The sequence below is a fragment of the Desulfobacterales bacterium genome, from assembly GCA_029211065.1.
Taxonomy (GTDB): Bacteria; Desulfobacterota; Desulfobacteria; order Desulfobacterales; family JARGFK01; genus JARGFK01.
Genome location: JARGFK010000020.1, coordinates 38,370 through 52,276, shown reverse-complemented (window position 1 = coordinate 52,276; position 13,907 = coordinate 38,370). Strand labels below are relative to the sequence as shown.

General features: G+C 48.4%; 13 protein-coding genes. 5 read left to right on the top strand and 8 right to left on the bottom strand.

Annotation, left to right across the window (positions count from 1 at the left end; genetic code table 11):
* From P1P89_06530 to P1P89_06510, 5 genes are all read left to right on the top strand, one after another.
* Positions 1-1,633 (top strand): TAXI family TRAP transporter solute-binding subunit (locus P1P89_06530; protein MDF1591154.1); only part of this gene is annotated, 1,633 nt, incomplete at its 5' end.
* A gap of 20 nt (positions 1,634-1,653) precedes the next feature.
* Positions 1,654-2,520, top strand: coding sequence for a sugar phosphate isomerase/epimerase (locus tag P1P89_06525; protein MDF1591153.1), 867 nt, complete (start codon positions 1,654-1,656; stop codon positions 2,518-2,520).
* Positions 2,517-3,512, top strand: a complete 996-nt coding sequence (locus tag P1P89_06520; protein MDF1591152.1) for a TRAP transporter substrate-binding protein — start codon at positions 2,517-2,519, stop codon at positions 3,510-3,512. Before P1P89_06525 ends, P1P89_06520 begins: the two co-directional genes overlap by 4 nt.
* Before the next feature lie 77 nt (positions 3,513-3,589).
* The gene (locus P1P89_06515) at positions 3,590-4,093 is read left to right on the top strand and encodes a TRAP transporter small permease (protein ID MDF1591151.1); all 504 of its coding nucleotides are present in this window, start codon (positions 3,590-3,592) and stop codon (positions 4,091-4,093) included.
* Positions 4,090-5,364: a TRAP transporter large permease gene (locus tag P1P89_06510; protein ID MDF1591150.1), complete on the top strand. Its 1,275-nt coding sequence runs from the start codon at positions 4,090-4,092 to the stop codon at positions 5,362-5,364. The genes P1P89_06515 and P1P89_06510 overlap by 4 nt, the downstream gene beginning before the upstream one ends.
* Positions 5,365-5,493: 129 nt before the next feature.
* Here P1P89_06510 and P1P89_06505 read toward each other — a convergent pair whose 3' ends face one another.
* From P1P89_06505 to P1P89_06470, 8 genes are all read right to left on the bottom strand, one after another.
* Entirely contained in the window at positions 5,494-6,672 is a 1,179-nt protein-coding gene (locus tag P1P89_06505) for a thiolase family protein (protein MDF1591149.1), read from the bottom strand.
* Positions 6,673-6,724: 52 nt separating this feature from the next.
* Positions 6,725-9,130 (bottom strand): 3-hydroxyacyl-CoA dehydrogenase NAD-binding domain-containing protein, encoded by a 2,406-nt coding sequence (locus P1P89_06500; protein MDF1591148.1) that lies wholly within the window; start codon positions 9,128-9,130, stop codon positions 6,725-6,727.
* A 795-nt stretch (positions 9,131-9,925) separates the two neighbouring features.
* A complete protein-coding gene (locus P1P89_06495) occupies positions 9,926-10,141 on the bottom strand; it encodes a hypothetical protein (GenBank protein MDF1591147.1) in 216 nt (71 codons plus the stop codon).
* A 28-nt stretch (positions 10,142-10,169) separates the two neighbouring features.
* Entirely contained in the window at positions 10,170-10,382 is a 213-nt protein-coding gene (locus P1P89_06490; GenBank protein MDF1591146.1) for a helix-turn-helix domain-containing protein, read from the bottom strand.
* Positions 10,383-10,857: 475 nt separating this feature from the next.
* The gene (locus P1P89_06485) at positions 10,858-11,292 is read right to left on the bottom strand and encodes a peptidylprolyl isomerase (GenBank protein ID MDF1591145.1); all 435 of its coding nucleotides are present in this window, start codon (positions 11,290-11,292) and stop codon (positions 10,858-10,860) included.
* Between the two features lie 22 nt (positions 11,293-11,314).
* Complete coding sequence (locus P1P89_06480; protein MDF1591144.1) at positions 11,315-12,613, bottom strand: aminotransferase class I/II-fold pyridoxal phosphate-dependent enzyme; 1,299 nt, start codon at positions 12,611-12,613, stop codon at positions 11,315-11,317.
* A 68-nt stretch (positions 12,614-12,681) separates the two neighbouring features.
* Complete coding sequence (locus P1P89_06475; GenBank protein ID MDF1591143.1) at positions 12,682-13,320, bottom strand: HAD family phosphatase; 639 nt, start codon at positions 13,318-13,320, stop codon at positions 12,682-12,684.
* A gap of 109 nt (positions 13,321-13,429) precedes the next feature.
* The gene (locus P1P89_06470) at positions 13,430-13,831 is read right to left on the bottom strand and encodes a DUF2721 domain-containing protein (GenBank protein ID MDF1591142.1); all 402 of its coding nucleotides are present in this window, start codon (positions 13,829-13,831) and stop codon (positions 13,430-13,432) included.
* Positions 13,832-13,907 lie beyond the last annotated feature (76 nt).

Below are 13,907 nucleotides of genomic sequence, written 5' to 3'. Positions count from 1 at the left end.
GGAAAAGTGCGCAAGAATCTGCCATTCTTCAAAAAACTGGCTGATAAAAATTTTACACAAAAAACTTGACAGCACCCTGGAAATGAATCTTAAAGAAGGTGATAAACTTCCTTCCCACGAAGAACTTACCCAAGAGCTGGGGGTCAGCAAAGCTTCATTAAGAGAGGGTCTTCAACAGCTCTCTGCTAAGGGAATAATTCGTATAAAACATGGTCTCGGGACCATTGTCGCCACACCTCAGATTTCAAATTACCTTAAAATTCTATCGCCACGGCTGATCACCAAAGGGACGACTTTATCTGATCTGTTTGAGGCCAGAAAATATATTGAATCCATTACAGTAGCCAATGCCGTTGAAAGAGGGGACGCGCAGGACTTCAAGGAGCTTGAATCTCTGCTGCAGGCAATGGACACTGCGCTTAAAGAAAACAATACAGAAGCTTTTTTAAGAAAGGATGTTGAGTTCCATAGCTGTATCGCGAAGGCCGGCAAAAATTTGGTATTGCAGGAACTGTTGAATATTTTAAATGAGCTGCTTCTTTTTCATGAAAATTTAACCCAACGCATGCCCGGAGGGATCGAAAAGGCGCGCAATTATCATCAGCAGATTTTCGAGGCGATCAAGAACAAAAACAATGAAAAAGCCCGCCGGATCATGGAAGAACACATTCAAGATGTTCAATCACAGAGAATGGCCGACCTCATTATCTATTGTGACGCCCTGGGGACCGGAAGTGTCGCTGGAACGTTTTTCTCTGTGGGCAGTGCTTTGTCCAAGGTAATCAACCGATATAGCTGGCTTAAAGCCAAAGCTGAACTCACCGGTGGCGGGATAGAGAACGTCATCCTTACAGGACAAAAACGAATCGCACTCGGCATAACACAATCCGACGTCGCAATTAATGCATATCGGGGGAGTCGTGAATTTGCGGAAAGTTACTCAAATATTCGGGCTGTATGCGGTGCGCATCAATTAGACATACAGATTTTTGCCTTGAAGAAAAATAAAATTGAAACGATAGGAGATCTTAAAGGTAAAAAAATAGCTTTAGGGGCAACCGGCGGGGATAGCCAGTGGGTTTCGCGGATTGTTCTGGAGAGTTACGATATAGCCGAAACCGATATAATGCCCCAAATTTTATCCATTTCCAATGCGATTGAAGCTTTGAATGAAGACAAGATCGATGCGGTTTTTTATTTGTCCGGCGGTGCGAGCAGCGCCCTTTCGGCATTTTCTAAAAAAACCGCTATCTCATTTCTTCCCATCGAAACTGAAAAGTTGCATGATATCATTGAGCAGTGTCCCTACTGGACTTATTCTGCGATATCACCGAATACCTATCCGCAACAGAACGTAAGTATCCCGACCCTTGGCGTCCCCTGCATCCTGATTACACATAAAGAAGTCGGTGAAGACGCCGTTTATTCGGTTGTAAAATCTATTTTGGAACATACGGATGAAATAGCCGAAGAGCACCCTGCCGGCGCCGAGTACTGTTTCAAGAATTCTCTGCGGGGCGTTACGATCCCGCTGCATACGGGTGCCAAAAGATATTTTGAGGAAAAAAAGATTATCACACCGGAGTTCAAAAACGGATGTCTATCCGGCAAGTCACATTTGATTGTATTCTAATTTTCATGAGGTTGTAACACTTGAAGAAAATCGCATGTTCGACATTGCCTTTCAGAGAGCTGTCCCTTACGGATGCCTTGCAGAAAATGGCGGATTTAGGAATTGCCCAGGTTGAGCTCTGTGTCGACCCGCATCACTCTGACCCAAGCTGCTGGAACTATTCGCCTGAAAAGATTCTTCAGATTATTAGCCATCTTGGCATTCAAATCCGTTCGATTCATGTTCCTGTTATCAATATTACCGACAATATCGGTTTCGAATCCCTTCAAAGTCAAGCGACAACGACATCACTTAAGACAATTGATCTCGCCGCATGTTTGGGAGCTGAGTTCATTGTGCAGCATATCTACTACGATACCTTATCACATAACCATTCGGCCGCCGCTAATTCCGGGAATATCATTCTTGATATCAACAAGGTTTCGGCCTATGCCGCCGAAAAAAGAGTAGCTCTCGCACTTGAAAATCTGCCGGTTCGTTCCAACAGCAGAATAGGTGCGGGTCTGATCGAAGTCATGGCCATCGTACAGGGCTATCTTGATCAGCGGGTTGGAATCTGTCTGGATGTCACGCACTGCGTTGCGTCCGGAATGGATCCTCTGGATGTTCTGGATCATTTGGATATAAATCGGATTGTATCCATTCATGCAAGTGATAACCATTTTAATTCTTTTAATGATCAGCATTTGCCGATCGGTAAGGGAGAAATAAACTGGAAAGAATTTTTTAAACGATTGGCGCAACATGGTTTCAACGGGGCATTGGTCATCGAAGTCTCCGGCAGTTCAAAAGGAGGGAATAGCTTAATCGAATCGATTGAATTTCTGCGAAAAATCGAAATCATACAGGATGTTTATTTAACCCAACAAAAAGGAGGAGAAAAATGAACAAGCTCAGACCATCCGCAAGAGGAATTGTCATTGTCGCTGTTCTGTTTTTTTTGTACAGCATGGTAGCGACCGATGCTTCAGCTGATAAGATAACCTTAAAATTTGGTCATGTACTTGAGACCGGACATCCCTATCATAAAATGGCCCTCAAGTTTAAAGAGGAAGTCGAAAAAAGACAGCCGGGAGTTACGGTTAACATTTTTCCTGCAAATCAGCTGGGCAATGAGCGTGATCTGGTCGAGGGGCTTCAAATCGGGTCTGTTGACATCTCAACGATCACTTCGGCATTGACCGCCGGATTTGTCCCGGGTTTCAAGGTGTTCAGCCTTCCTTTTCTGTTCAATGACACCGATCATCTCTTCCGGGTTATGGACAGCGACATTGGCAAGAAGCTCGAGAAAGACATGGAAAAAGCCGGGCTGATCAAACTGGGTTTTGTTTACGGCGGATCACGGGATCTGTATGCAAGCGTACCGATTCAGAATCTTGATGAGTTGAAAGGCAAAAAGATCCGAACCATGGAGAATAAAATTCTGGTGGATACATGGAACACTTTGGGCGCCATTGCGACTCCCATACCCTGGGGAGACGTGTACTTGAGTTTAAAGCAGGGCGTCGTGGATGGAGCCGAGGGTACCGGGGCCAGCTATCGATCCATGAAATTTTTTGACAGTTCTCCCCATTACACCCGGATCAATTATGTTTTCAGCTGGCATAACTTTATGATGTCCAAACTGTCATGGAACAAACTGTCCAGCGCGGTACAGAAAGATATCATGGATGCAGCGGCTATTGCTCAGGCCTATGAGAGAAAACTTTTTGTAGAAACTGAAAAGAACCTCTTTGACGATCTCGCAAAAAATAATGGTGTAAAAATATATTTCCCACCGAATATGGACAAATGGCGCGAAAAAATCAAAGACGTTTATGAGGGCAACGCCAAAAGCGTAGGCGGCATGGACCTTATCAAGCAGATTCAAGGAATGTAAGATCTTTCATGCGGCAGAAGGGTTGATAAAACCGTTACTTATCATCCTTCTGCCGTAACTTGCCAAAGGATCGTATCATGATGACAAAAACTGATGGGAAACTCCAACAATTCCTGTTCTACTTTGCCTGGTTACTTGCCGGGACCTTTTTAATCGTCATGACGTCCTGTGTTTTTCTGCAAGTATTCACTCGTTATATTTTTCATTTTAGTTTCAGCTGGCCCGAAGAGCTTGCCAGATTCAGTTTTATATGGACGTCCCTTTGCGGAGCTTTTATCGCCCTTGAACGAAAAAAACTCCATGATATCGATTTTTTGTTTAACCGCATACCTGACACCTTGAAGCCGGTTGTCTCGGTTTTCACTCACCTTCTTGTTTGTACGATTTTGGTAGTTTTTGTGGTCTATGGAACTCAGTTAACGACTATCGTCCATTCTCAAAGGTCGCCGGCGATGGAAATACGCATGAGCTATGTCTATTTTGCTGTCCCCTTTGCAACCGCCCTCATGCTGATTTCATATGTTCGCGAAACAATACTCAGGATAAAGGAATTTATTGCCTACAAAAGGAAAAACGCATGACACTGCTTCTTTTTGGGTCTTTTATTTTTTTTGTTCTAATCAGGGTGCCGGTCGTATTCTCACTTGCACTTAGTTGTCTGACCGTTCTGTTATGGAATGGAGACATTTCTTTGATGCTTCTTGCGCAAAGAACGGCAACCAGCCTTGACTCTTTCCCACTTCTTGCGGTCCCCTTGTTTATCATGATGGGTGAAATCATGAATCGCGGCGGTTGCGGCGAAAAACTGGTTGAGTTTTCCCAAAGGCTTGTGGGGGGCATCACCGGCGGACTCGCTCATGCCAATATCGTTGCCAGCATGTTCTTTGGCGGAATATCCGGCGTTGCCACGGCAGATACCGCCGCCATTGGCTCTGTTCTGATCCCGACGATGCTCAAAGCCGGTTATGATGCCAAATTTTCAACCGTTGTGACCGTGACTTCTTCCATCATCGGGATTATCATTCCGCCGAGCATCGACATGATTCTCTATGGGTGGATTTCAGGTACGTCCATTGTTGAACTGTTCGCCGGTGGTATTATACCGGGGATTCTGGTGGGGCTGTCATTAATGGCGCTGTCACACTGGATTTGTATGAAGCGGGGATATAGAAGCGATGAAAAATTTTCCTTCCCGAAGCTTTCCAAGGCCTTTGTTTCAGCGCTTCCGGCATTGGTAATGCCGATCCTGATTATTGGTGGAATGTTTACGGGTATTTTTACCGCAACTGAAGCTGCGTCTATCGCCGTGGTCTATGGTATTATTATTGCGGTTGTTTTTTACAAAGGGCTGCAGATGAAGGATATTCCAGACTTGATTCTACAGGTTTGCACAACTGTCGGCAGCATCATGTTGTTAATCGCCGTTTGCAAAACCTTCGGATGGAAACTGACGGCAGAGCGCATCCCCCACACCATATCGGAGTTTTTCCTGAACAATTTACCTTATAAGTCTCTGTTTTTGTTGAACGTGATATTGATCTGCCTGGTTGTCGGAACCTTTCTCACGCCTGCCGCAGCGACCATCATCCTGACCCCGATCCTGGCCCCGGTTTCAACATCTTTCGGAATTGATCCGGTTCATTTTGGACTTGTAGTTGTCTGTTCGGTTGCGATTGGGCATGTCACACCACCGGTAGCCCTTACACTTTATATCGGCGCAGGAATAAGCGGAGTTCCCGTTTCAGATCTGATAAAACCCCTGATGCCGTTTCTACTGGTACTTATTCTAGTAACGCTGGCGGTGGCTTATATTCCACCCTTGACGCTATTTCTTCCTTCATTGATGCGATAAGGATTTAAGGATATCCTTACAGGCTATGCAGAGATGGTATTTGGGGAGGACGCCTTTCCCAGCTATTGGATCCACTGCGATTCCCGTCCGAAGGATGGGAATCGCAGCTTCAGGAAAAACGTAGACTTTCTATTCGCAGAGTTCAAACAGGGCCGCAGCGCCCATGCCGCCGCCGATGCACATGGATTCCACGCCGTACTTGACGCCTTTCTGCTGCATTCCGGCCAGCAGGGTGGCACAAAGCTTGGCGCCGGTGCAGCCCAGAGGGTGCCCCAGGGCGATGGCCCCGCCGTGGATGTTGACTTTGTTCATGTCGATACCGAGTTCCCGGATGCAGTAAAGGGCCTGGGAGGCAAAGGCTTCGTTGATTTCAAAGAGACCCACATCCTTTAAATCCATTCCGGCCAATTCCATGAGCTTGGGAATGGCATAGCGGGGACCGACACCCATTTCATCCGATTTGCAGCCCACCGTGGTGTATGACTTCAATTTGGCGATGGGCTTTAATCCGAGTTCTTTGACCTTTGACTCGCTCACAATGACAGTGGCGGCCGCACCGTCGGTTGTCTGGGAGGAGTTTCCGGCAGTGACGGTTCCGCCGGCGGCAAAAACCGGCATCAGGCCGGCCAGCGCTTCCTGGGTGGTTCCTTTGCGGATGCCGTCGTCAAAGTCCTGGATAAAGGTTTCGCGTTTAGAGGTTCCGCCGGCCTGGGGCACAAAGCGGGTCGCCGGGGTCGGCACGAGTTCGGTATACAGGCCGCCGGCCTTGGCTTCGGCTGCTTTGCGCTGGGAGTGAAAGGCGAATTCATCCTGTTCCTTTCGCGAGATGCCATAGCGATTGGCAACGTTTTCGGCCGTGATGCCCATGGATACATACAGATCCGCGCTTGTGCGGGAATATACGGGATGGGGCCGGGGCATGTTTCCCGGCATGGAAACATAGGTCATGGATTCGATCCCGCCGCCGATGACAACATCCGACCAGCCGGCCATCACCCGCAGCGAAGCCAATGCAATGGCCTCCAGACCCGATGAGCAGAACCGGTTGACGGTGGCGCCGGACACTTCAATGGGAAAGCCCGCCATCTGCGAGGCAATCCTTCCGATGTTGAGGCCCTGTTCGGCTTCCGGAAAAGCGCACCCCACCATGATGTCCTGAACATCCTTTTTTTCAAGGTTAGCGGTTTTTTCAACTGCCGCGCCGAGGATAAAGGACAGCAGGTCTTCCGGGCGGGTGTCTTTAAAGGCCCCTTTGCTGCGTTTGCAGCCGGGGGTCCTGATGGATGTTACAATGTATGCATCTTTCATGTTTCCTCCTAAAAAAGGTGATGAAAAGGTCATCGGCTTAAAAAAACAAACGCTAATTTCTGAGGGGTTTTCCCGTCTTTAGCAAATGTTCAACCCGTGCCAGGGTTTTTTCTTCTTTCCAGAAGTCCATGAAGGCCTCTCGTTCAAGTTTAAGGATAACGTCTTCGGAAACTTCGCTGTTATCCCTAACATCCCCGCCGCTGATGACAAACGCGATTCGTTTGGCCAGAAACGCGTCATATTCTGAAATAAATTTGCCGCTTTGCATATTCAGTATTTCCGAATTGACCATCCCCTGGGCCGCCTGTCCGAGCACCTTGACATTGCGTTTGATTGGCGGTGCGTATCCGTCCGCCACCATCTTCAAGACTTCCTTCTTGGCTTCGCCGATGAGGTAGTCGCGGTTAAAGACAATCCGGTCGGTGGGTTTCAGAAACCCGTTGGCCCTGGCATCGGCCGCCGATGTCGACACCTTGGCCATGGCGATATTCATGAAGACCGGCAGGAAGAATTTGGCAAGGTCGATGTCGTTGACCGAAGCCGGGATGGAAGAAAGGTAGTTTTTCCACAGATTCAAACAGCCGCCGCCGGCCGGCAGGAGTCCCACGCCGATTTCGACCAAGCCCATGTACAGCTCGGCATGGGCAACGATTTTATCGGCCGCCAGGCAGACCTCACAGCCGCCGCCAAGGGCCAGCCCGTGGGGAGCGGCAATTACCGGAAAGGCTTCATAGCGGGCCCGCTGCAAAGAGTCCTGCAGCGTTTTTGACGCTGTTTCAATCAGGTCGTAATTTTTTTCTTTGGCCAGATTGCCCATCATCATCAGATCGGCGCCGGCTGAAAACGCGCTGGGCATGCCGCCGGCCTGGTTGCCGATAACGAGACCGGCACCGTTGGCATCGACATAATCAAGGGATTTATTTAGAAACTCGAGAATCTCTCCATTGAGGGCGTTCATCTTGGTGTGGAACTCGCAGCAGAATACGCCGTCTCCGAGATCCACCAGGGAGGCGGACTTGCAGGTTTCAATTGTCCGCCCGGCGCCTTTGAGGGATTTGAGCGAGATGATATTTTCACTGACCACCATCTCTTTGTATGAAGCCGCAGCAAAGTCGTAAAAGAGCGTTTTGCCGTTTTCAAATTTATAAAAGGACGTATGGCCTGCCGCGATCATGTCCAGCACTTTTTGCGGCACCTTGAAACCGTCTTTTTTCATCTTGTCGACGGATTCGGTCAGGCCGATGCTGTCCCATGATTCAAATGGGCCCATCTCAAAATTGTAGCCCCACTTCATGGCATTATCAATTTCGACAATGGTGTCGGCGATTTCCGGGATGCGGTCGGCGGCATAAATCAGTCCATGGGCCACCACTTTCCAGGCAAACCGGGCGCCTTTATCATCGCCGTAAACAATCGCCTTTACTTTGTCGGAGAGATTTTTGGCCTTGGCCGCGTTTGCAAGGCAGGGGAAGTCGGGCTTGGCATATTCCGCGTATTCCAGGGTAGCCGGATTAATGACCTTGTACACCTTTTTCCATTCCGGGGTCAGGTCGGTTTTATAGAAGCCGCTTTTGGTTTTATTGCCGAGAAGTTTTTTGGCAATCATTTTTTCAACAAATTCCGGTATGACAAAGCTGTTGCGTTGGGCATCATCGACCACCAGGTCATAGGTGTTTTTGGACACGTGCCCGAGGGTGTCCAGACCCACCAGGTCGGCGGTCCTGAACATGGCGGTTTTGGGCCGTCCCATGGCCGGGCCGAAAATGGCATCAACCTCCGGAATGGCCAGTCCGTCTTCCACCATGAGCTGCATGGCCCGGACCATGCCGAAGACGCCGATGCGGTTGCCGATAAAATTGGGGGTGTCCTTGGCCCAGACGATCCCTTTGCCCAGGAGTCGTTCGCCAAAGTCGACCATGAAGTCCAAAATTTCCGGCAGGGTTTCTTCTCCCGGGATAATTTCCAGAAGCTTCATATAGCGAACCGGGTTAAAAAAATGGGTGCCGAGAAAGTGCTGTTTAAAGGTTTTACTCAAACCCTCCGACATTTTTTTCAATGGAATGCCCGAGGTATTGGAGGAGACAATGCAGTCTTTTTTTCTAATGGGTTCGACCCGTTTGAACAGCTCCTGCTTGATCTTCAGGTTTTCAACAATCACTTCTACAATCCAGTCGCAGCCGGATAGCTTTTCAAAATCATCTTCCAGGTTTCCGATGGTGATCCGAGCGGCGTTCTGGGGGTGCATGATCAGGGCCGGACTTGATCTGAGGACGGTATCCAGCCCGGCTTTGACAATTTTATTCCTGGCGGTTTTATCTTTTTTCTGATCGTCCTTTAAATCTGGTGGAACGATGTCCAGGAGTAACGTATTTATTCCGGTGCTGGCCAGCAGCGCGGCAATACCGCCGCCCATAACGCCGGAGCCGATGACGGCCGCCTTCTTGATCCTTCGCATAATAACCTCCCGCCGAGTGTAAAGTTAATTAATGAATGAGCATTCATTCAAATAACAAAGATGGCGACAATCGTCAAGAGAAAACAGCGCGAGTTGGGTAAATGCATATAAAATATTATTAATTAAATACAATTAGTTAAATATATTTTAGAAATGTTTGAAGCTCAGATAAATTTCTTGACAAGAATATAGAGTCATTCATTATAAATGAATTATTATTCATTTATAGCATGCATGCCTGTGCGGGAACGATGGGTGCGGTTCGGGTGCTATAACGGCTTATTGAATGTTTGAGCCTTGGATGAAGGGGCAGGGGGGCGCAGAAACTATAAAAATTCGTGTGGATAATGGGGAAGCTGAATTCTTTCTACTGCCGTAAAATTAAAACAAGCGTGGAAAACGGAACAGTTTGATCCTGCAGCCGAGAAGCGGTTTGGTCAATCTCCATGACATGAACGGCTAAAAAATATTTCCGTCGTTCCACGCTTGTTCGCAGGAAAAAGCATCTATGGGTGCTATCGGGCAGTTTGAAAGATGGTCGTAAACTGCATTTCGTCAAACGGCAGCGGGAATAGGGCAGTAGTTGGAACCAGAGGAGCAGAAGTGGACTGTAAGACGATGAATAATTATACCTGTATGTCAAAAGAGATGAAATGTCAAAGGATTTCCGGATGGGAAAAAGATTTGTTTTAGATCGGAAGGCGCAGGGTTTAAAAAATACAAAACACTACATCCTCGACCGGCATCGGCGTGATGATTTTTTTCGAAAAAAATTAAAACCCGGGAGGCGCTAAAACCCTATCGATAGCCCCGCGAATACAAAAACAGATCAATATCGTCGCTTTTGGCGAAATCAATAATGGACTCCTCCTGAAGATAAAACCGCTCAAATCCGTCGCAATCGATTTCGTCGGGAATGTCGAAGCCAAAAAGGCTTGGCTGATGATAGGGATGATTGCATGAAACGAGTTCGTCATCTTCTTCATAAAAATTGCATTCTCTACACCTGGCCATCGGATTCCTCCTTTCAGCATGTGTTGCCCTATTTTACGCCGGATGGCTTCAAACGTCTTCCTTTGGGCGGGTTTACCAGCCTCTCAATTTCAGAAGCAGGTATGAGCCATTTTTTTCCCATCTTGGTTCCCCGCAACTCTCCGCTTTTCAGCCACCGCCGCACCGAGGACTGTGGAACGCCCAGCTCTTTGGAAAATTCGCTTACAGTGTAAACCATTTTGGTTTTTGGGGTGGGCGTCATTAAGTTGTCAACCTTTCTGTTCATCATGAGCGTATAAATTCATATTGAGCGATTAAGCGTTTATATAATTACATTGAGCCTAAATGTCAAGAAAAAAGATTAATGAGCTTAAATTTTTATATATGTCTATATTTGCCTAAAACAGACATAACAAGCAAAAAAATATATAAAAGTATTTATCGGATTATAATAATTAAATTGGTTAAATATGAGCGCAAAGAATAACTACGGGCGTTTATGGAGGTTCTGAATCAAACGCTGTTGAACTTCGATAGCGGTTTGAAAAAGATTGAGAATAAAATGTGTTTCGATTGATGGTCGCTGAAAATGAAGCTCCCCGCAGCCCCGATAAACCGGGATCTTCGACAAGCTGCGGGGCATCAAAGCGAAGGTGAATAAAAAAAGGCCCTTCCTGTTTTTTTAAGCGGGAAGGGCCTTGCGACCGGTAACGGATTCGATCAAAAATAGGGGTTAATCAATGCGGCAGAATTTCAACAAGCTTGATCTCAAAATTCAGATCCTGACCGGCCAGATGATGATTTCCATCGACGGTGATGCTGCTTTTGCGCAATTCGGTTATGGCCATAATCATTATTTCTCCTTCCGGCGTCTTCATCTGGAGTTTCATGCCGACTTGCGGATTCAGATCCTGGGGCAGCCGATCCAGGGGGATGCTGCCGATGAGCTGTTCATCCCGCAATCCATAGCCATCCTTCGCCGGAATATGTATGTTTATGGATTCACCCGTCCGGAGTCCGATTACCCCCGATTCAAATGCAGGCAGCAGCATACCCTTACCGATGGTAAACGCCAGGGGGGCACGTTCCAGGGAAGAGTCAAAGCAGGTGCCGTCTGCCAGTGTTCCGGTATAATGAACTTTTACGTTATCGCCTTTTTTTGCCTTTGACATGATGCTTCCTTTTGATCCGGTTTCAGAAAAGATTTTCAGCGGCAGCGATGTAACGTCGAAACCCTTCAGTATCATCACCGGCGGCGGAAATTCGCCGGACGCCCTCTTTCAGGGTTTCAAGATTTGCCGCAATTGAGAGCCTCAGAAAATGCATGTTTTCGGTGCCGATGGCGCCAAAGGAGCGCCGGTCCATTACCGCTACCTTGTGATGGTAGAGAGCGAACATCTGGAACAGGGTGGCGGGTGAGGTCGTCCGTTTAATTGCAGCCGGCAGACTGTTAAAGGCGCTAAAGACGCCCAGCCGCTTACACAGCCCGCTGATGTTGGGAAAGAGATAGAAGGCGCCGCCGGCCTTCTGGCAGGAGACACCGTCGATGCTGTTCAAGGCTTCCAGGATGACATCACGGCGCTGTTGAAATGTCTGCGCCATTTGGGCGATCCAGGGGCCGGACTGTGGGTTTTGCAGCGCCTCCCGGGCGCCCTCCTGGTTATAGGGGGGGATGCACGAAAAATAGTTGATGTTCATATTTTTAAACGTATCGGCTTCCGCAGCCGTCGGCGTCACCACATAACCGATCCGGCCCCCGGTCCATGCAAAGGATTTAGACAGGCCGCTGCTGATAATCGTTCGCTTTTCCATTCCGCTGACCGATGCGATGGAATGGTGCTGCTGATCATCGAAAACGATGTTTTCGTATATTTCATCGGAATATACGCGTACGTCCGGGCCGCACCTGGACATAATGACATCGGCGATGGCATGCAGTTGTTCCTCGGTGGCTACCCCGCCGGTGGGATTGGACGGAAAATTCAGGAAAATGAGCTTTGTTTTCGGTGTAATCAGGCGTTCGAGCTCCCGGGGCGTGAAGGTGAAATTCTGCTCTTCCTTGAGGTGCAGTGGAACCGGAACAGATCCGAAGTAGCGAATAAACGATTCGTATATCGGAAAGCCGGGGCTGGGATAGATGACTTCGTCGCCCGGATTGCAGTAAATCTGCTGTGAAAAGCCGATGGAGGGCTTGCCGCCGGGAAAAACGCAAACCTGATCCGGGCTGACATCCAGTCCACGGGTGGCATTTACCTGGTCGGCCACGGCTTTTCGAAAGGAAAGAATCCCCTTGGGGTCACAGTAATGGGTGTTGTCTTTTTCGATCTGGCGGATGACTTCATCCTTGACCCATGGGGGTGCGTTGAAATCAGGTTCTCCCAGGTTCAGTTTGGCAACGGGATTTTCCTGGGATTCGACTTTAGCAATATGAGGGCCTATTTTAAAAGCGTTTTCCGTACCGATCATGAGGGTCCGGTCCGAATACAGTGTCATTGAAAAAATCTCCTTCCGGGTTTAGGCTGAAATGATCAGGGCGTATATGTCATATCGGCGCTAAATTTTCAAGGCATGAATCGGACCACATCCGCCACGCAGGTTAATACCTTATCGGCCATACTGAAATCTCCGTACCGGGTCAGTTCCGTCGGAATGACCCAGCACGCAATCCCGGCGGCTTTGGCCGACAGCAGACCGCGCTCGGAGTCTTCGATGGCGACGCATTCCCGGGGGGTGCAGCCTGTCCTTTGGAGTGCCGCCAGGTAAGGTTCCGGACTGGGTTTGGTTTCAGTAACGTCATCCCCGGTGATGACAAAATCAAAGAATCGGCCGAACCCGGTGCGGTCATGGATGATTTTAAAATTATCGGCATGGGAACTCGTCACCACCCCCATTATGACCTTTTTCTGCAGGCGGGTGAGAACCTGCTCAACGCCCGCGCGGGTGAGGTTTTCGGTTTGCAGCTTCCGGCTGTAGATCCGATCGCGTTCGGCCCGAAGCTTCTCCGCGATTTCCGACGGCAGTCCGTTTTCATTTGCCAGGTGAAGCGTACCCGACGATTCCTTGAGGAAGAACCTGTGGTACCGCTCCTCGGTCAATTCGACGCCTACTGTTTGGAACGCCTGTCTTGTCGCCTGAAAGTACAAGATTTCCGTATCCACCAGTACGCCGTCGTTATCCCATAATAGCGCTTTTTTTTGCATGGTTCGCCTTTGATGCCCGACACTATTTCAACCCTAAACCAGGAAGCAGTCGCTTCCCGAGACCCACTTCAAACTTCACTTAAAGTCTGAAGAGCCTTCTTTCACATATTCAAGGCTTTCTCTGCTTTTCCATGCCGCTCAGCTCCATATTTAATGCCTCAACCGATACGGCAATTTCCTTAATGGAAATGCCGATGGAAACCAGCATCAGCAGCATACTGATGCCGAAGATGATTTTCCCCAGCATATTCAAGCCGCCGAAAATGGCAAACATGCACAGGACGCATAAAAACAGGCTGGCCGCGGCGAATGCCTGCATATTCCGGATTAATACCACCCGTTTACGCAAACTGACAATCTGGCTCACAATGATGTCTTCGGGGTTGATTTTATACTGGGCGCTCAGCGTACGAATGCGGGCGCTTAAAGCCAGAAACCGGTTGGTAAAGGCCAATAACAGCAGGCAGGTTGCGGGAAACAGCAACGCCGGTGTTGTAAGGGTGATATCCATGTTACATTCCCGTTGTTGATCCGCCCCTGATTATCTATGAATAAGATCCCGGGGGCGGATGGGTTTTTCTAAAGTG

Coding starts and splice junctions, on each gene's coding strand:
- P1P89_06480 (MDF1591144.1), bottom strand. CDS start 12,613: ATGACACTGTATTCGGACCGGACCCTCATGATCGGTACGGAAAACGCT.
- P1P89_06485 (MDF1591145.1), bottom strand. CDS start 11,292: ATGTCAAAGGCAAAAAAAGGCGATAACGTAAAAGTTCATTATACCGGA.
- P1P89_06490 (MDF1591146.1), bottom strand. CDS start 10,382: ATGACGCCCACCCCAAAAACCAAAATGGTTTACACTGTAAGCGAATTT.
- P1P89_06515 (MDF1591151.1), top strand. CDS start 3,590: ATGATGACAAAAACTGATGGGAAACTCCAACAATTCCTGTTCTACTTT.
- P1P89_06470 (MDF1591142.1), bottom strand. CDS start 13,831: ATGGATATCACCCTTACAACACCGGCGTTGCTGTTTCCCGCAACCTGC.
- P1P89_06495 (MDF1591147.1), bottom strand. CDS start 10,141: ATGGCCAGGTGTAGAGAATGCAATTTTTATGAAGAAGATGACGAACTC.
- P1P89_06475 (MDF1591143.1), bottom strand. CDS start 13,320: ATGCAAAAAAAAGCGCTATTATGGGATAACGACGGCGTACTGGTGGAT.
- P1P89_06510 (MDF1591150.1), top strand. CDS start 4,090: ATGACACTGCTTCTTTTTGGGTCTTTTATTTTTTTTGTTCTAATCAGG.
- P1P89_06505 (MDF1591149.1), bottom strand. CDS start 6,672: ATGAAAGATGCATACATTGTAACATCCATCAGGACCCCCGGCTGCAAA.
- P1P89_06520 (MDF1591152.1), top strand. CDS start 2,517: ATGAACAAGCTCAGACCATCCGCAAGAGGAATTGTCATTGTCGCTGTT.